16 protein-coding genes are annotated in these 17,224 nt (G+C 74.6%); 7 read left to right on the top strand and 9 right to left on the bottom strand.

Annotated elements, in window-relative coordinates:
• Window positions 1-14: 14 nt before the first annotated feature.
• The 3 genes from AB0898_RS22385 to AB0898_RS22375 all read right to left on the bottom strand — a co-directional run bounded on the left by AB0898_RS22385 (window position 15) and on the right by AB0898_RS22375 (window position 3,992).
• On the bottom strand, window positions 15-1,409 hold the full coding sequence (locus tag AB0898_RS22385; protein ID WP_366804714.1) for a SpoIIE family protein phosphatase: 1,395 nt from the start codon (window positions 1,407-1,409) through the stop codon (window positions 15-17).
• Window positions 1,410-1,696: 287 nt separating this feature from the next.
• Window positions 1,697-2,209: a DUF4232 domain-containing protein gene (locus tag AB0898_RS22380; protein ID WP_366804713.1), complete on the bottom strand. Its 513-nt coding sequence runs from the start codon at window positions 2,207-2,209 to the stop codon at window positions 1,697-1,699.
• Window positions 2,210-2,354: 145 nt separating this feature from the next.
• Window positions 2,355-3,992 (bottom strand): alpha/beta fold hydrolase, encoded by a 1,638-nt coding sequence (locus AB0898_RS22375; protein ID WP_366804712.1) that lies wholly within the window; start codon window positions 3,990-3,992, stop codon window positions 2,355-2,357.
• 341 nt (window positions 3,993-4,333) lie between these two features.
• Between AB0898_RS22375 and AB0898_RS22370 the strand changes: the two genes are divergently transcribed.
• The 3 genes from AB0898_RS22370 to AB0898_RS22360 all read left to right on the top strand — a co-directional run bounded on the left by AB0898_RS22370 (window position 4,334) and on the right by AB0898_RS22360 (window position 7,080).
• Complete coding sequence (locus tag AB0898_RS22370) at window positions 4,334-5,083, top strand: chaplin (protein WP_366804711.1); 750 nt, start codon at window positions 4,334-4,336, stop codon at window positions 5,081-5,083.
• Between the two features lie 294 nt (window positions 5,084-5,377).
• On the top strand, window positions 5,378-6,232 hold the full coding sequence (locus AB0898_RS22365) for a GNAT family N-acetyltransferase (protein ID WP_366804709.1): 855 nt from the start codon (window positions 5,378-5,380) through the stop codon (window positions 6,230-6,232).
• A 71-nt stretch (window positions 6,233-6,303) separates the two neighbouring features.
• Window positions 6,304-7,080: a GNAT family N-acetyltransferase gene (locus AB0898_RS22360; protein WP_366804708.1), complete on the top strand. Its 777-nt coding sequence runs from the start codon at window positions 6,304-6,306 to the stop codon at window positions 7,078-7,080.
• Window positions 7,081-7,145: 65 nt separating this feature from the next.
• Here AB0898_RS22360 and AB0898_RS22355 read toward each other — a convergent pair whose 3' ends face one another.
• Window positions 7,146-7,409 carry a GlsB/YeaQ/YmgE family stress response membrane protein gene (locus tag AB0898_RS22355; protein WP_366804707.1) on the bottom strand — a complete coding sequence of 88 codons (264 nt, stop codon included), beginning with the start codon at window positions 7,407-7,409 and terminating at the stop codon, window positions 7,146-7,148.
• Window positions 7,410-7,796: 387 nt separating this feature from the next.
• Window positions 7,797-8,426 (bottom strand): sigma-70 family RNA polymerase sigma factor, encoded by a 630-nt coding sequence (locus AB0898_RS22350; protein WP_366804706.1) that lies wholly within the window; start codon window positions 8,424-8,426, stop codon window positions 7,797-7,799.
• A gap of 95 nt (window positions 8,427-8,521) precedes the next feature.
• On the opposite strand from AB0898_RS22350, the gene AB0898_RS22345 reads away from it, so the two are divergent.
• Window positions 8,522-9,523, top strand: coding sequence for a MerR family transcriptional regulator (locus AB0898_RS22345; protein ID WP_366804705.1), 1,002 nt, complete (start codon window positions 8,522-8,524; stop codon window positions 9,521-9,523).
• A gap of 29 nt (window positions 9,524-9,552) precedes the next feature.
• Here the strand turns inward: AB0898_RS22345 and AB0898_RS22340 are convergent, their stop codons facing one another.
• Together AB0898_RS22340 and AB0898_RS22335 are read right to left on the bottom strand one after the other, a co-directional pair.
• Entirely contained in the window at window positions 9,553-10,926 is a 1,374-nt protein-coding gene (locus tag AB0898_RS22340; RefSeq protein ID WP_366804704.1) for a deoxyribodipyrimidine photo-lyase, read from the bottom strand.
• A 149-nt stretch (window positions 10,927-11,075) separates the two neighbouring features.
• A complete protein-coding gene (locus tag AB0898_RS22335; RefSeq protein ID WP_366804703.1) occupies window positions 11,076-12,632 on the bottom strand; it encodes an SDR family oxidoreductase in 1,557 nt (518 codons plus the stop codon).
• A gap of 269 nt (window positions 12,633-12,901) precedes the next feature.
• Here AB0898_RS22335 and AB0898_RS22330 point away from each other — a divergent pair, with 269 nt between their 5' ends.
• Window positions 12,902-13,069 (top strand): hypothetical protein, encoded by a 168-nt coding sequence (locus tag AB0898_RS22330; RefSeq protein ID WP_366804702.1) that lies wholly within the window; start codon window positions 12,902-12,904, stop codon window positions 13,067-13,069.
• Window positions 13,070-13,141: 72 nt separating this feature from the next.
• Window positions 13,142-13,435, top strand: a complete 294-nt coding sequence (locus tag AB0898_RS22325) for an HXXEE domain-containing protein (protein WP_407078385.1) — start codon at window positions 13,142-13,144, stop codon at window positions 13,433-13,435.
• Window positions 13,436-13,526: 91 nt separating this feature from the next.
• On the opposite strand, the gene AB0898_RS22320 is transcribed toward AB0898_RS22325, so the two are convergent.
• Complete coding sequence (locus AB0898_RS22320) at window positions 13,527-14,558, bottom strand: acyl-CoA dehydrogenase family protein (RefSeq protein ID WP_366804701.1); 1,032 nt, start codon at window positions 14,556-14,558, stop codon at window positions 13,527-13,529.
• Window positions 14,559-14,670: 112 nt separating this feature from the next.
• On the opposite strand from AB0898_RS22320, the gene AB0898_RS22315 reads away from it, so the two are divergent.
• Entirely contained in the window at window positions 14,671-15,579 is a 909-nt protein-coding gene (locus AB0898_RS22315) for an aldo/keto reductase (protein ID WP_366804700.1), read from the top strand.
• An 81-nt stretch (window positions 15,580-15,660) separates the two neighbouring features.
• Here the strand turns inward: AB0898_RS22315 and AB0898_RS22310 are convergent, their stop codons facing one another.
• A complete protein-coding gene (locus tag AB0898_RS22310; protein ID WP_366804699.1) occupies window positions 15,661-17,223 on the bottom strand; it encodes an FAD-dependent oxidoreductase in 1,563 nt (520 codons plus the stop codon).
• Between the last annotated feature and the right edge of the window lies 1 nt (window position 17,224).

The raw sequence follows: 17,224 nt of genomic DNA, 5'->3' as shown, positions 1-17,224 counted from the left end.
GCGCGGTGGGGAGCCTACGCCGTGGGGGCCTGAGCGGTCACCCTGGCCACCAGCAGGCAGGCGTCGTACGCCCGTCCCGTCGTGCCGAACGCCTCGGCGACGATCCGCGCGCACTCCGGCGCGGTGGAGGCCGCGTCCAGCAGCGGGCCGAGCCCGAGCAGCCGGTCCAGTGCCGTGGCCCCGTCGGCGCCGAGGAGCAGACCCTCGGTGTGCAGCAGGAGCAAGTCGCCCTGCTCCAGGGCTACTTCGGCTTGCCCCGGGGCGGTTCCGGGCGCGCCGTCCGGTGCGGTCAGTACGTGCCCCGTCCCGTCGCGGAACAGCAGCGGGGCGGGGTGGCCGGTGTCCGCCCAGGTAAGGGTGCGGTTTTCCGGGGCGTAGTGGCAGCAGACGGCGCCGCTGAGCCGTGCGGGCGGTGCGGAGGCGTCCAGCACCTGGTCGAGCACGGTGAGCAGCCGGCCGGGCCCGGTGCCGGACAGGGCCATGCCGCGTACGGCGCCCAGCAGGACGGCCACGGCCGGTACCGGGCTGCCGTGCTGTCCGGTGAGGTCACCGGCGCTCAACAGGAAGGTACCGTCCGGCAGTTCGAGGGCGTCGCACCAGTCACCGCCCGCCGCGGCGACCGACTCGGAGGGCAGGTGCCGGGCGGCGATGTCGAGCGCGCCCGTGCCGCGGCGCGCGGGTTCGCTCCACAGGGGCGGCGGGGTCCGGCTCGGCAGGGGATCGTGCAGCAAGGTTTCGCCAGGCGCGACCAGGGGCCGTTGCCGCAGCTGTAAGGAGTCGCCGGTCTCGCGCACCGTCCGTCCCCGGCGGCGCAGTTCGCTGACGTCGCGCAGCACGGCCCACATCGAGACGGTGCCGCCGTCGGCGTCCAGCACGGGTTCGCCCATCATGTGCACGGTCCGTACGGAGGTGTCGGGCCGTACGACGCGGAACTCGCCGTCGATCGGGCGGGCGTCCACCAGGCAGGCCGTCGTCATCGCGGTCAGCCGGGGCCGGTCCTCCTCGTGCACCAGGGACGGGAGTTCGTCCAGGGTGAGGGCGGGCACGTCCGGGTCGAGACCGAGGATGCCGTACAGCTCGGGTGACCAACTCGCCCCGTCCGTGAGCAGGTTCCACTCCGCGCTGCCGACCCGGCCGAGCGGTGAGGCCTCGTCGTCCTCGGGGCGCCGGCGCTCCGGGCCGTCCCGGAGCTGGGCCAAGTGGGCGTCCAGGTCGTCGAGTTGATGGAGGGCCAGTTCGTACAGGGCGCGCTGCCAGCGCTCCTCCGGGGCCGAGCCGTCGCCCGGGGTGTCGCGTCGTACGGCGGCCATGTCGCCCTTGAGCCGCCGCGTCTGCGAGATGAGCGCCTCGACCGAGCCGCGTCCGGGCGGCTGGGCGGCGGGGCGGTCCGCGGAGACAGGGGACGGCATGACGCACTCCGATGGGAACGGTACGGCCGGGAGAACGGTGGAACCGCTACGACTGTGGCACAGCCCGCGACCCCCCGTAAGGGATTTGGCAACACCTGATGCGAGGGTGCATCTGGCATATGTCAGAGTCTTCCCGGCGTGGTCCACGAGGGGTTCGGCTGTACGGGCCGGGGGTGCCAAGTCGTAGACGGACTAAGGCATTTGACCCATCGGGGAGCGGCGCGGCCGGATGGCCGGCCGCGCGTTCGGTGCTCGTGTGTTCGGGGATGGAAGGGGGTGCCTCGTGGTCAGCCGAGACCGATCTCCCGGTCCGCCGCCGCGCGGCTCGGCTGCCACCACGTCGTCACCGGCTCCCACACCAGGACCCGCGTCCCGGTGCCCAGCCGGCGGGCGGAGAACACGCCGCCCCACCGGCCGGGCGCGTCGGACACGTAGACCGAGTGGGCCCGGCGGGCCTCCGGGTCCGCCGGGTCGCCGATGGTGCGCACGGCGGCGTAGGCGGTCTCCCGCGCGCCGATCCGGTACGTGCCCGTGCCGCCGTCCCGCACCGGCAGCGCGGCCCCGTCCAGACCGCCGAAGCTGACCACGGGCACGCGTTCCACGGTGCAGGCGCGGCCGCCCCGGTTGGTCACCGAGAACCGCACCACGGTGGGCTCGGCGGCCACCGCCGCGGCCCGCACGGTCAGTTCGCCCTGGGTGCACGGGGCGACCCGGGCGGGGGCCGCGTGACCGGCCGGGGCGGTCAGCAGCACGGCCCCGGTGGCGAGGGCGGAAGCGGCGGCAAGGGCTCGGATACGCATGGCGGACTCCCTGATCACGGTCGGCGGCACAGCCGGGCGGAGCGTGGTCCGCCCGACCGGTAGGACGGTGGTCCGGCCTGTGGGGTTGTACCGGAATCGGCGGTGTGACCCGATTGCGCTACACCGTCACCCTTCCCGGGGCGGCTCACTCGTCGCCCTCCACGGGCGAACTCCAGGAGTTGCCGTCCGCCGGGCAGGAACTGCCGTTCGGCGGCAGTGAGCCGTACAGCAGGAAGTCGTTGACCTTGCGGTGCACGCACTTGGAGGAGGCGTAGCCGGTGTGGCCGTCGCCCTTGTTGTCGAGCACCACGGCCGCGTCGCCCAGCCGCTTCGCCGTCTCCGTGGTCCAGCGGTACGGGGTCGCCGGGTCGCCGCGCGTGCCGATCAGCAGCATCCGGGCGGACGGCACGTCCCTCACCTCGTCGCGTATGTAGTCCGTGCCCTTGGGGCGGCCGTAGCACATCAGCAGCTGGGTGAGCCGGTAGCGGCCGAAGACCGGGGACGCCTCGTCGTAGGAGGAGCGCAGGTCCTTGAGGTCCTTGGTGACCCGGGCGTCCGAGGGGCGGTCCGGGTCGTCGGCGCAGTTGACCGCCAGCAGCGCGGCGGGCAGGTTGTCGACCGGCACGTCCTCGGTGTCCGCCAGACCGGCGTGCCGGCCGCCCGTGCCGCCGCTCCCGCTCCCCTCGGTGCGCGGCGGCGCCGAGATCCCGCCGGTGGCGAAGCTGAGGACGCGCCGGGTGTCGCCGTCCTCCATCAGGGAGGCCAGCGCGCGCTCCAGCGACGGCCAGAGCTGCTTGCTGTACAGGCCCTGCCCGATCGCGCCCACCAGGTCCTGGCCCGAGAAGGTGCCGCCGAAGTCCGTGGGCACCGGGTTCGCGTCCAGCGAGCGCACCAGCCGCACCACCTGGTCGCGGGCCGCCCGCGGGTCCTGCCCGAAGGGACAGCCCACGTCACCCGTGCACCAGTCCACGAAGGAGTCCAGCGCCGTCTGCTGCCCCTCGGCACCGGCCCTGCCCTGCTCGGACAGCGGCTCGGTCAGCGTGTCCACGCCGTCCAGGGCCATGTGCCCGACCTTGTGCGGGAACTCGGCCGCGTAGACCGCGCCGAGCCGGGTGCCGTAGGAGAAGCCCAGGTAGTCCAGCTTCTTGCGGCCCAGCGCCTGGCGGATCACGTCCATGTCGCGGGCCGCGTCGACCGTGCCCATGTGCTGGAGGACGGGGCCGGAGTAGCGGGCGCACAGCTCGGCGGACTGCCGCAGCCGGGTCAGCAGCGCCTGCGGGCGGCGGATGTCCAGATCGGAGTCCGAGGCCGCCGCGTCCGCCGCCGGGTCCTGGCCCGCGCCGCAGCTGACGGGGGAGGAGCGGCCGACGCCGCGCGGGTCGAAGGTGACCACGTCGTAGCCGTTGGTCAGGTCCATGAAGGCCTTGCCGCTCGCGGCGAGCTGGGCGACGCCCGGCGCTCCCGGGCCGCCGAAGTTCAGCAGCAGCGAGCCGTGCTGCTTCCCGGTCGCCCGGTAGCGGGCCAGCGCCAGATCGAGGGTGGCGCCGCCGGGGTGCGCGTAGTCGAGGGGCACGGTGACCTTGCCGCACTGGAGGTCCCGGGGCATGTCCGGGCCCTCGCAGACGCCCCAGGCCACCTTCTGGTCGTAGAAGCGGGACAGACCGGGCGCGGGGGTGCCGGCCGCCGCGACGGGCAGTCCGGCGCCGAGCAGCGCGAGGGTGAGGACGCCGGCGCTCGCGCCGCGCCGCAGGGCGGATCGTCGTCTGGTCAGCTTCGCCGGCATCGATCGCCTCCCGGGACGCGGCCGACCGGGGGATCTGGAGCCGCGCCGTCCTCACGATAAGCGGGCCCCGGGGCCGCCGCCTCCCGGCGGGTCGAGGGGCGCCGGAGGCCGTACCCTGCCTGCTCCGGGCCGCACGGCGTGCTCGATTCCGGACGCGTTCACGACCGTTTCGCGGTCGTTTGAAAGCCCGCTTCTGACTCGTTCGGGCGGCGTCAAGCCATTCGATGGACCGGGCCACTCGATGGGGTGAAAGCAGGAATAGCCATAACTCGGATGGTCCGGCCGCGTTCTATGTGGTGCGGGCGACTGCCCGCGACGATCTCTGGAAGGCAGGCAAACCTATGAAACGGGCTACCCGTAACGGTGTGATCGGTGTGGCCGCCGCGTCCGGCGCGATGGCCATGGCGATGCCGGTGTCCGCCGCCTTCGCGGCCGGCGGCGCCTCTGCCGACGGCGCTGCGGTGGGCTCGCCCGGTGTGCTCTCCGGCAACAGCGTCCAGGTCCCGGTGAGCGTGCCGGTGAACGCGTGCGGCAACACGGTGAACGTGGTCGGGCTCCTCAACCCGGCGATGGGCAACTCCTGCGCGAACACCGGCTCCGACTCCGGGAGCGACGACTCCGGCAGCGGCTCCGGCTCCGGCACCTCGGGCGGCTCCGCCCACGCGGGTGTCGGCACGGCCACCTCCGGTTCCTCGGCGCACGCGGTCACGCACGGCTCGCCCGGTGTGCTCTCGGGCAACGGCATCCAGCTGCCCGTGGACGTGCCGGTGAACGCGTGCGGCAACACGGCCGACGTCGTGGGAGTGGCCAACCCGGCCTTCGGCAACCACTGCCAGAACGGCCCGGTGGAGACCACGCCCCCGCCGGTGGCTCCGCCGGTCACCCCGCCCCCCACCGAGCCCCCGGCCACGCCGGAACCCCCGGCCCCGCCGAAGTCCCACCCCAAGCCGCACACCCCCGCGGCGCCGCCCGAGGGCACCCTCGCGCACACGGGTACGGACGGGACGGCCCCGGCGCTCGCGGGCAGCGCGGCGTTCATCGTCGCCGGAGCGGCCCTGTACCGCCGCTTCCGGCCGACCCGCGTCGGCTGACCGCGCCGGCGCACGGCCCCACCGGACGCGACCGGCCTCGGTGGGGCCTTTGACATGGACGGCGGAGGCCTTTGACATGGACGGCGGAGCCGGGCCCGCCGGACGTGTCGTCAACGTCCGCACGCCGCAGTTGCGTTGACTTCCGCCGTGCCCGGAACCGGCATGGCGTGCGCACGCCGGATCGGGAAGGATGCGGCGGGTGCGGCGAGCCGTCGCACCGTCCGTGGTCCCACCCGCGCGGAGAGCGCCCGTACGCCGGGACGATCCGCGCGCCCCCAGAAATGGAGCGCACCGATGACGTCACCGGCCCCCCAGGATCTCGTCGTCACCCAGGCCACCCTCGCCGACTGGCCGGTGATCAGCGCATGGGCGGCGGCGGAGGGCTGGAACCCGGGACTGTCCGACGGGCCCGCCTTCTTCGCCCAGGACCCCGAGGGCTTCTTCCTCGGCCGGATCGACGGCGAGCCGGTCTCGGCCGTCTCCGTCGTGAACTACGGCGAGGACTACGCCTTCCTCGGCTGCTACCTCGTACGTCCCGATCTGCGCGGCCAGGGACACGGGCTCGCCACCTGGAAGACCGCCCTCGCGCACGCGGGCACCCGCACCGTCGGCCTGGACGGCGTCGTCGCCCAGCAGGACAACTACCGCCGCTCCGGCTTCGAACTCGCCCACCGCACCGCCCGCTACACCGGCCCGGCCCCCACCGGCCCGGTGCCCGAGGGGGTGCGCCCCGCCGGAGCAGCCGACCTCGCCGCCGTCACCGCGTACGACAGCGCCTGCTCCCCGGCCGACCGCCCCCGCTTCCTCGCCGAGTGGCTCACCCTCCCCGGGCACCGCGCCGTCGTCCGCGAGGACGCCGGGCGCCTGACCGGGTACGGCGTGATCCGCCCCGGACACGACTGCCCGCGCGTCGGCCCGCTCTTCGCGGACACCGCCGACGACGCCCGCGCCCTGCTGACCGCGCTCTCGGCCGGGTTCGCCGGACAGCGGATCGCCGTGGACATTCCCGAGCCGAACAAGGCGGCCGTCGAACTGGCCCTCGGCCTGGGCCTGGCCCCCTCCTTCGAGACCGCCCGCATGTACACCGGGCCGGTCCGCGAACACGCCCTGGACCGGGTGTTCGGCGTGGCCACCCTCGAACTGGGCTGACCGCCTCGATGCGTCTCTCCGTGCGGGCAAATTCCTTTGCCCGCGCGGGAGTCGGCTGCTGAAGTGACACCATGGACGAAACAGCGGTACTGGCCGCGTACGACCGTGAGATGCGTGAGGGCGCACGCGCCGACGGTCCGGGGGCGCGGATCGAGAGGGCCGGCGGTGTGGTGCGCCACGTCTCGGAGACGGGCGGGTGGAACGCCGTCCTCTGGTCGGGGCTCGACGAGACGGACGCGCAGCGCGCCATCGAGGAGCAGATCGCCCACTTCACCGGCCTCGGCCAGGAGTTCGAGTGGAAGCTCTACGGCCACGACCGGCCGGCCGATCTCGGTGAGCGGCTCGGCGCCGCCGGTTTCCGGGCCGAGGACGAGGAGACCTTGATGGTGGCCGAGACCGCCCGGGTGGCCCAGGACGCCGAGCCGCCCGCCGGGGTGCGCGTCGTCCGGGCCACCGACGAGGCCGGGATCGAACTCGTCGTGCGCGTGCACGACGAGGTGTTCGGGAAGGACGGCGCCCGGCTGCGGCACCACCTGCTCACCCGGCTCGCCGCCGACCCCGGCACCGTCCTCGCGGTGGTCGCGCTCGCCGGTGACGAGCCGGTCGCCGCCGCCCGGCTGGAACTCGTGCCCGGGACCGCGTTCGCGGGACTGTGGGGCGGCGGCACCGTGGAGCGGTGGCGCGGCCGGGGCGTCTACCGCGCCCTGGTCGCCCACCGCGCCCGTGCCGCCGCCGCGCACGGCTGCCGCTATCTCCAGGTCGACGCCTCGGACATGAGCCGCCCCATCCTGGAGCGACTCGGTTTCCGGGCGCTGACCACCACGACCCCTTATCTGTACGGGGCGTGACGTCCGGTCATCGGATCCACGGGACGTCACGCCCGGTCGTCGTCTTCCAAGGGACGTGGGTCCGGTCAGCGGCGTCCCCGCGACCGGTCCAGCGCCGCCACACCGGCCGCCGCCAGGGCGATCTGGATCAGCCATTCGATCCAGTCGGGCCCGTCCGTGTCCGCCACCCCGAGCCCGGCCGCGATCGCGGAGCCCAGCAGGGCGGCCACGATGCCGACGACGATGGTCAGCAGAATGCCGATGTGCTGGCGGCCGGGTACGACCAGCCGGCCGAGCACGCCGATGATGACGCCGATGACTATGGCGCTGATGATGCCTGAGATTTCCATGTCCACCCCTCCGGGTCCGGGCCCTCGCTGCCTTGGCATGTTCCCGCTATAAGCGGAGGCAGTCCCCCCGGAGCCGGGTCCGTCCGGAACCGGATCATCAACGGCTGCCGCAGGGCACGCCGGCGGCTGTCGCGGCACACGTCAGCGGCTGCCGCAGGACATGGGGAGGCCGGTCCGCCCGGGCGAACCGGCCTCGCGTCCTTCGTTGTCCTGCGATGTCAGCGTGTGCTCCCTTCCCTCGCGTACTGCGGGGCTGGACCGCGCTGGTGGGGTGAGCGGTGCAGCACCGCCGTTCTTCATAGTCTGCGCCTTTTATGGCCCGGTGTGTAGGGGTTGGGCCGGTTTGTCTGCGGAAACGTGGAAACCGGAGTGCGCCCGGCCCCTTGCTCAGGCGCCCGCCTCCACCGGTTCCGGCCGCTCGATGCCGCACCGCAGCCGGTGCAGTCCCCGGCGCGCGTGACTCTTCACCGTGCCCAGCGGCCACCCCGTGCGGGCCGCGATCTGCGGCTGGGTGAGGTCCTCGTAGAACGCCAGATACAGCACGCGCCGCTGCGCCGCCGGGAGGCGCCCCAGCTCCCGCCGCACCAGCACCCGGTCGAGTGCCGACTCCGGCTCCGGGGCGGCCGTGGGGTCCGGCAGGGCCGTCCCCGCCGCCGTGACCAGCTCCCCGCGCCGGGTGCGCGCGGCCAGCGCGTCGGCGATCTTGCGCCGGGCGATGCCGACGATCCAGCCGGGCAGCGGCCCCCGCTCCGGGCGGTAACCCGCCCGCCCCCGCCACACCCCGAGGAACACCTGCTGGGTCACGTCCTCCGCCTCCCCGGCGTTCCCCAGCGCCCGCCGCGCCAGCGTGTACACCAGCGGCGACCAGCGGTGATAGGCGGCGGCCAGACAGCGTTCGTCGCCCGTCACCAGCCCCCGGGCGATCTCCTCGGCGCCGTACGACTCCTCGGCCGCGACCCACCGGGAGGCGGCGGGTTCGGCGGGGGCGGCGGCGGGCGCGGCCGGATACGGGAACATGACCTCGGCTCCTCACGGGACGACGGTTCCGCCATCGTGTGAGCGGGCCGCGGGCGCTCACAACTCGCATCGTTTCTGCGTCGTATAGTCGCCTTATGGACGACAAACCGGTGCGCACCGGACCGGACCCCGAGCCCCCGCTGTCCGCGTGGCCCGTGTCCGCCGACGCGGGGCTGACCACCGGCGCCCTCGCCCGCAGGCTCGGCGTCTCGCCCACCACGCTGCGCTCCTGGGACCGCCGCTACGGCATCGGGCCCGCCGCCCGCGCCGACGGCCGCCACCGGCGCTGGGCCCCGGACGACGTGGCCGTCCTGGAGGCGATGTGCCGCCTCACCGCCTCCGGTGTGCCGCCCGCCGAGGCGGCCCGCGCCGCCAGGAACCGGACGCGGGAGAACGCGCCGCCCGCCGTGCGGACCGCCCCGCGCTCCCGGGCCGCCGGCGCCCTGCCCCTCGGTGACGTACGCCAGGAGTGCCGGGGGCTCGCCCGCGCCGCCGTCCGCCTGGACGCCCCCGCCGTCGCGCGGCAACTCGACCGCGCCATCACGGAGTTCGGCCTCACCGTCGCCTGGCAGGACGTGATGGCGCCCGCGTTGCACGCCGTGGGCCGCAAGTGGGCGTCCTCCGGGGACCGTTACGTCGAGGTGGAGCACCTGCTGTCCTGGCACGTCTCCACCGCGCTGCGCCACCACACCGCTCCCGTGGGCACGTCCGTGGCACCCGTCCTGCTGGCCTGCGTGCCCGGCGAACAGCACACCCTTCCACTGGAGGCGCTCAACGCCTCGCTCGCCCAAAGCGCCATCCCCACCCGCATGTTCGGCGCCGCCGTCCCGGCCGACGCGCTCGGCGCCGCCGTACGGCGGCTCGGCCCGGCGGCGGTCGTGCTGTGGGCCCAGGCCCGCGCCACGGCGGCCCCGCAGCTCGCCCGGCACATCGCGGCCACCGCGTGGGGCGTACGCGGCGCCCGTGCACAGCCCCTGGTCATGCTCGGCGGCCCCGGCTGGAGCGGCCGCCCCACCCGGGGCATGGTCCGCCCCACCGGCCTCACCGACGCCCTGGCCACGCTGACGGCGGCGTACGGCGCCGGCCAACCGGACTGATCCGGCGCCCTGTTGAATGGTCCTGACGCTCAGTCACGTCCCCGCGCGTGCTTGAACCGGGCCAGCCCTTCGGGGAGTTCCACGATCGGGTCCGGGTAGTCTCCGGCGGCCGCCCGGTCGAGGCCGCGCAGCTTCCACGGCTCGTGCACGGCCGGTCCCTCGATCTCCGCCAACTCCTCGACCCAGCGCCGTACATACGTGCCGTCGGGGTCGTACCGCTTCGCCTGGGTGACCGGGTTGAGGACGCGGTTGGGGCGGGTGTCCGTGCCCGTGCCCGCCATCCACTGCCAGTTGAGCTGGTTGTTGGCGATGTCGCCGTCGACCAGCAGACCGAGGAAGTGCCGGGCGCCCACCCGCCAGTCCACGTACAGCGTCTTGGCCAGGAAACTCGCCGTCAGCAGCCGCCCCCGGTTGTGCATCCAGCCCTCGTAGCGCAGTTGGCGCATCGCCGCGTCCACCGCCGGGTAGCCGGTGCGGCCCTCGCGCCAGGCCTCGATGTCGGCCTCGGCCGCGCGGCCGGAGCGCCAACGGTCGTGCTTGGTGCGGTAGTCGGCGTGCGAGACGGCCGGGCGGGCGGCCAGCACCTGGCGATGGAAGTCCCGCCAGGCGAGCTGCCGTACGAACGCCTCCGCGCCCGCGCCGCCCGCCCGCCGGGCCCGGTGCACCAGCTCGATCGCGGACAGCGCGCCGAAGTGCAGATGCGGGGAGAGCCGGGAGGTGGCGTCGCCCGCGAGGTCGTCGTGCCGGTCCTCGTACGCGCCGACCCCCGAACGCAGCCATGCGGCCAGCCGCCTGCGGCCCTCCTCCTCGCCGCCCTCCGCCAGACCGGGGGAGACGCCGGAGACGGCGGACCGGGCGGGGGGCTCCTCGGAGCCGACGTGCTCCGGCACCCGCACCACGCGCGGCGCGGCCACCGCGTCCCGCAGCCGCTCGCCCGACCACTGGCGGAAGTACGGCGTGAACACCGCGAAGTGGTCCGAGGACGCCGGGGTGACCGCGCCGGGCGCCACCGCCCCCGTCACCGTCTCGTGCACGTGCAGCCTGCGCCCGTCCGCCTCCAGCGCGTCGCGCAGCCGCTGCTCGCGCCGCTGGGCGTATTCGCTCACGTCGGCCGACAGATGCACCTCGTCGGCGTCCGCCTCCGCGACCACCTTGCACACCTGTTCCACCACGTCGCCGGAGCGCACCACGAGCCGCCCGCCGCGCTCGCGCAGCCCGGCGTCCAGGTCGCGCAGACAGTCGGCGAGGAACGCCTGCCGGTTGGGCGCGTCGTGCGCGGCCGCCACGGCCGGGTCGCGCACGAAGAGGGGGACGACCTGACGGGAGCCGTCCAGGGCCGCGCGCAGCGGCGGATGGTCGTGCAGACGCAGGTCGGCGGTGAACAGGACGACCGAGGTGTTCATCGGGCGGCTCCGGAGCAGACGGTTCGGGCGAGCGGGCGGTTCGGGCGAGCAGGTCGTACGTACGAGCAGGTGGTACGGACGCTGACTCTTCCGGCCGGGAGTGCCCGGCGGACGCACCCGGGGGCGGGTTCCTTCGGCGGGCGCCGGTTTCAGCGCCGGGCGGCCGGGTTCCCGCGCCGCCGCAGGGCCGGTGACTTCGCGCGGTCCTCGGGCTCCCGGCACGCGGCGCGCGCGATGTTGCGGACCATGCCGCCGAACACGAGCGCGTGGAACGGCGAGACCGCCCACCAGTACGCCTGGCCGAGCAGCCCGCGCGGATGGAACAGGGCGCGCTGGCGGTAGACGCTGCGGCCGTCGCCGTCCGGGGAGGAGCACATCTCCAGCCACGCGAGACCCGGCAGCCGCATCTCGGCCCGCAGCCGCAGCAGATGCTCCGGCTCGACCTCCTCCACCCGCCAGAAGTCCAGCGAGTCGCCCACCCGCAGCCGCTCGGCGTCCCGGCGTCCCCGGCGCAGCCCGACCCCGCCCATCGCGCGGTCCAGCCAGCCCCGCAGGCTCCAGGCCAGCGGGAAGGAGTACCAGCCGTTGTCGCCGCCCACGCCCTCGATCACCCGCCACAGGGCCCGCACCGGGGCGTCCACCACGGTCTCGCGCTCGTCGGAGTAGAGGCTGCCGCCCGCCCAGTCGGGGTCGGTGGGCAGCGGCTCGCTCGGTGCGCCGGGCAGGGACGCCGACGACCAGCGCGTGTCCACCTTGGCCTCCCGCACCCGGCGCAGCGCGAGCCGCACCGCCGCGTCGAAGCCGTACGGATGCCCCGGCGGCTCGGGCAGATACCGCCGGATGTCGTGCTCCCGGCACACCACCTCGTGCCGCAGCGACTCCGTCAGCGGCCGCGCGATGGACGCGGGCACCGGCGTCACCAGCCCGACCCAGTGGCTGGACAGCCCCGGCGTCAGCATCGGCACCGACAGGATGAGCCGGTGGGGGAGGTGCGCCACCTGCGCGTACCGGAGCATCATCTCGCGGTACGTGAGCACGTCCGGGCCGCCGATGTCGAAGGCGCGGCTGACGTCCGGGGGCAGCTCCGCGCAGCCGACCAGCAGCCGCAGCACGTCCTCCACACCGATCGGCTGGATACGGGTGTGCACCCAGCTCGGGGTGACCATCACCGGCAGCCGCTCGGTGAGATAGCGCAGCATCTCGAAGGAGGCCGAGCCCGAACCGATGATCACCGCCGCGCGCAGCACGGCCGTCGGCACGCCCGAGGACAGCAGGATGCGGCCCACCTCGGCGCGCGACCTGAGGTGCGGGGAGAGTTCGCCCTCGGGCACGTCGGCCGGGGTGAGCCCGCCGAGGTAGACGATCCGGCGCACCCCGGCGGCTTTGGCCTGCCTGCCGAAGTTGCCGGCCGCGCGGCGGTCGGTCGCCTCGAAGTCGTCGCCGGTGCCGAGCGCGTGCACCAGGTAGTACGCCACGTCGACGCCCCGCATCGCCTCGGCCGTCGACTCCGGGTCCGTGACATCGCCCCGGACGATCTCCACCCGCCCGGCCCACGGATGGTCGCGCAGCTTGCGCGGGGTGCGGGCGAGACAGCGCACCCGGTACCCGGCCTCCAGCAGCTCCGGCACCAGACGGCCGCCGATGTAGCCGGTCGCGCCGGTCACGAGGCAGAGCGGGCCGCCGCCCGTGGAGTGGTCGTGGTTCATCGTCCCGGGTCCTCCGCGTCGGTGTGTCCTGCCGTGCCGTACTCCCCGCCCTGGTGCTTCCCCCCGGCCGCGCCCCGCGGATGCGTGCGTGCTGCCCTTCCGACCAGCGTGCCCGCGCGGCGCGGCCGGCGCCTGCCGAGGTCGCGGTGCGGGACCCGGCGGCGTACGGTGCGTGGCTGCCCGGCGTACGGTGCGTGGCCGGCCCGTTCCGGGGCAGACGGGGGAGTACACGCTGTACGTCTCGTCGTCCTCCGGAGGTGTCCGCAGCCATGGTCGCCAAGGTGCTGGAGCGGTTTCCCGCAGGTTCGCCCCGTGGATCGTGGCCCGCGGAGGAGTACGCGGCGGCCCGCCGCGCGGAGGGCCGTCCCGCGACCGTGGTGATGGACCTGGAGTCGGACAGCTTCCTCGTGGTGCTGGAGAAGCGGACCGAGGACTGAGCCCTTCCGCGTCAACACGGCCTGACAGACTGCGGGTTCATGACGCATGAACGGTCGGGTGCGGGAGCCCGCGTGGGATCCTCCGTCACCCAGAGCGCGCTCGACGCCTTCGGTCTGCACGGCGTGGTCCATCTGGACCAGTCGGCCCTCACTTGCCAGTCGGCCCTCACTTGGGGGTACACACCAGGGGCCGTGACGAGCCCGCTGGTCGTCATCCCCTTCACACTGTGGGCCCGTGGCCGGCTGCGGCGCGCGGGTGTACTGCGGCCGGGCGGGCCTGGTGATGTGCTGCGCGGGCTGGGGTTCGCCGCCGCCGTGACGGCCGGGACCCACCTCGTGGCCCGCCGGGTGCTGCGGGCCCGCTGAAAAGCCGGATGCTGCGGACCCGGTGAAAGGTCGAGTGCTGCGGACCTGGTGAAGAGTCGAGTGCTGCGGACCTGGCGAAAGGCCGTGCCGGTCACCCCGCCAGCGCCCGCAGATGCGCCTCCCTGGTCTCCGCCGTCTGCCCCTGGACCAGCAGGAACAGCCCCTCGCGGGCGAGGCGTTGGGCGCGGGCGGTGAGGGACATCGCCCGTCCGCCGCCGGCCACGACCGCCGCCGTGGTCGCCTCGGTCAGGGCCGCGTACGCCTCCGCGCGCACGGCCAGCCGCTCCCCGGCCCGTTCCAGCGGCTCCGGGTGGTCGGCCAGGGCGTAGGCGCGGAGGCGGATGTCCGCGAGACGGGCGCGGAGCGGGGCCGCCGTCTCCTCGTCCAGCAGGGACAGCGCGGCGGAGGCGATGCCGAAGACCGCCGGGTTGGCGTTCAGGGTCTTCGCGCGGTCGCCCGGGGCCCACTGTTCGTACGGGACGCGCAGGGCCACCGCCTCCTCGGGCACCCACAGACCGTCCAGTTCGAGGGAGACCGTACGGGCGGCGGAGAGCGCCGCGAGCCGCATCGGCGCCGACGCCCGCAGCCCGGGCTGCTCGCGGGCCTCGACGAAGGCGAACAGCACCTCGCCGTCCCCGGTCACCCCGGCCAGCAGCATCAGGTCGTTCAGCCCCCACCCCGTGAACCAGGGCACGCTGCCGTCGAACCGCCATCCGCCGCCCTGCCGTCGTACCCGCACCGGAGTCCTCGGGTACGCCCGCAGATGCGCGTACGCCACCCCGGAGAGCAGCTCCCCGCGCGACAGCGGGCCCAACAGCCGTTCCCGGGCCGCCTGTTCACCCCGCACCAGGGTCTGCACCGGCGTGTGGTGCTGCGTCTGCACGAACCAAGTCGAGCAGCACGCCCCGGCCAGGATCTCCGCCGTCTCCCGCAGTACGGCCGCCGGTGCCCCGGCCCCGCCGTACTCCACCGGCGCCGTCACCCCCAGCAGCCCCGACCGCTTGACGGCCTCGACATGACCGGCGGGCACGCCCTCCTGGTCCACCCGCGCGGCCTCGGGCTCCAGCAGGGAGGAAGCGAGCTGCCGGGCACGGGCGACGAGGGGGTGCGCGGTGATCGTCATACCGACGATTCTCGCCCAGCGGAGCCGACCGCCACCCCCCAACCGGCCCGGTGCTCACGGACCGTCCGAAAACCCCGCCCCCCGCCCGCCCCGGTGTGCGACACTCCGCCGGATGACCGCCGAAACGATCACCGCAGCCGCGTCGGGCACCTTCAAGCTCGGCGACTTCCCCGTCCACCGCACCGGCTTCGGCACCATGCGCCTGACCGGCAGCTCCGCCTTCCACGAGGGCACCCCGAGCGAGCGCGGGCGCTCGATCGCCGTGCTGCGCCGGGCCGTCGAGCTCGGGGTGAACCACATCGACACGGCCGCCTACTACTTCTCCGCGCTCCGCTCCGCCAACGAACTCGTCAACACCGCGCTCGCCCCGTACCCCGACGAGCTGCTCATCGCCGCCAAGGTCGGCCCGTTCCGCGAACAGGACGGCGAGTGGGGCACCGCCGCGCGCCCGGACCAGCTGCGCGGCCACGTCGAGGAGAACCTGCGCCAGCTCGGCCGCGACCACCTCGACCTCGTCTATCTGCGCCGGATGCGGCAGGACTCCATAGCCGAGCACTTCGGCGCGCTCGCCGAGCTGCGCGAGGCCGGGCTGATCCGGCACCTCGGCATCTCCGCCGTCCAGCCGCGGCACCTCACCGAGGCGCTGGAGATCGCCCCCGTGGTGTCCGTGCAGCAGCGGTACGCGCTCGACCTGCCCGACCCGGAGGCCGACACGCTTCTCCGGCTGTGCGGGGAGCGCGGGATCGCCTTCGTGCCGTACTTCGCCGTCGCGGGCGAGGGCGCCGAGCGCGGTGCCGTCGCCGGACGCGCCGAGACCGCCGTGGCGGAGGTCGCCCGCGCCCACGGGGTGAGGCCGGCCCAGGTCCGCACCGCCTGGACCCTGCACCAGGGCCCGCACGTCCTCGCGATCACCGGCACCGGCAACCCGGACCACCTCACGGAGAACATCGCGGCGGGCGCCCTGCGGCTGACCGACGAGGAACTGACCCGGCTGAACGCCCTGCACCGCGCGGCGGACTGACCCGGCGCCGCGCGGCCCTCCCGTGAGGAGAACCAGCGGCTGCGGGGCACCCTCTCCGGGCTGCTGAGCACGGTGCCGGACTCACCCCGGCGTGACCGCTCCCGCTGGCACTCCGAACCACTCCTCCAGCGCTTCCGCCAGCCCGGCGGCCGGCGTCGGTGTGTTCGCCGCCGCGTCGGCTGCCCAGGCCGTGAAGCCGTCCGGACGGACGAGGACCGCCGCCAGTTCCGGGCGGGACGGGCAGCCGGTGGTGAGGGTGTCGACGCGGCCGGCGTATCCCGCGGCCAGGGTCCGGAGCTCCGGGTCGTCGGTGAGGTCGAGCAGGAGTGCCCGGCCGCCGTGGAGGTGGTCCGCGAGGCGGCTGCCGTCGGTGAGTTCGAGGTCCGGGGTGTTGCGCCCGGTCAGCGGGTGCCCGCCCGGCAGGCCGTACCGCACCCCGCCACCGTTGAGCCGCGCGGTGAGGTACGTGGTGCCCGCGACCGTCCCCGCCAGGTCGCCGACGATCTCGCGCAGGGCCCGGGACCGCGGGTCCGGGCGCATGGCCGCGACCTGGGACCGGGTCCAGTCCAGGACCCGTGCGCCGACCGGGTGCCGCTCGGCGGTGTACGTGTCCAGCAGCCCTTCCGGCGCCCGGCCGGCGATCACCGCGGCGAGCTTCCAGCCGAGGTTCATCGCGTCCCCGACACCCAGGCTCAGCCCCTGGCTGCCGAACGCGGAGTGCACGTGCGCCGCGTCGCCCGCCAGCAGCACCCGGCCCTTGCGGTAGTCGGTGACCTGGCGGGCGTGGTCGGTGAAGCGGGTCGCGGTCCGTACTTCGGTGATCGTGATGTCCACGCCGGAGACACGGCGCAGCCGCGCCTGAAGGTCCTCGGCGGTGACCGGCGCGTCCCGGTCGGCCGGCGGGCCCTCGAACTCCACGGTGACGACGCGGCCCGGCATCGGCCCGTAGGCGTACACCCCGGTGTCCGTGGCGGTCCAGCCGATCTTCAAGTCCTCGGCGCCGGCCATCTCCACGACCGCCTGGTGACAGGTGATCTCCGGTTCCGTACCGGGAAAGCCGAACCCCGCGAGCTTGCGGACCGTGCTGCGGCCGCCGTCGCAGCCCACGAGCCAGCCGGCGCGCAGGACCCCGTGGCCGGTCCGTACCGTGACGGCCTCGTCGTCCGCGTCGAAGCCGGTCAGCTTCACTCCCCGGCGCACGTCGACGCCGAGCTCGGCCGCCCGCGCGCCGAGCAGCCGCTCGATGTCCTGCTGCGCCACGAAAGCGATCTCGGCGGCGGGTCCGGTGTCGCCGAGACCCGGCTCCGTACGGTCGACCAGGTCGGCGCGCAGCATGATTCCGGCGAAGTGCCCGACGATCCCGAGCCCTTGGCCCGTGCCCTCGCCTCCGTCCTCGCTGTTCTGTTCGCGGATGAACGCCCGGAAGCGGTCCAGCGCCTGCCGCTGCAGCTCGGCCAGTGCGGGCAGCATGCCCCGGCGGTAGAGCGCCTCGGCGCCGGGCGTGGTGATCGCCCCGCCCTTGACCGTCGGGTTCACTTCGGTGAGGCGCTCCAGGACGGCCACCCGCGCGCCCCCGAGCCGGAGCTCGCAGGCCACCATCAGTCCGACCGGGCCGCCTCCGGCCACCACTACGTCATAGTCCATG

Origin of the sequence: Streptomyces sp. NPDC005435 (genome assembly GCF_040703155.1) — a bacterium.
Classification (GTDB): Bacteria; Actinomycetota; Actinomycetes; order Streptomycetales; family Streptomycetaceae; genus Streptomyces.
The sequence above is the reverse complement of the archived record's forward strand: the minus strand, read 5'-3'. Positions and strand labels throughout refer to the sequence as shown.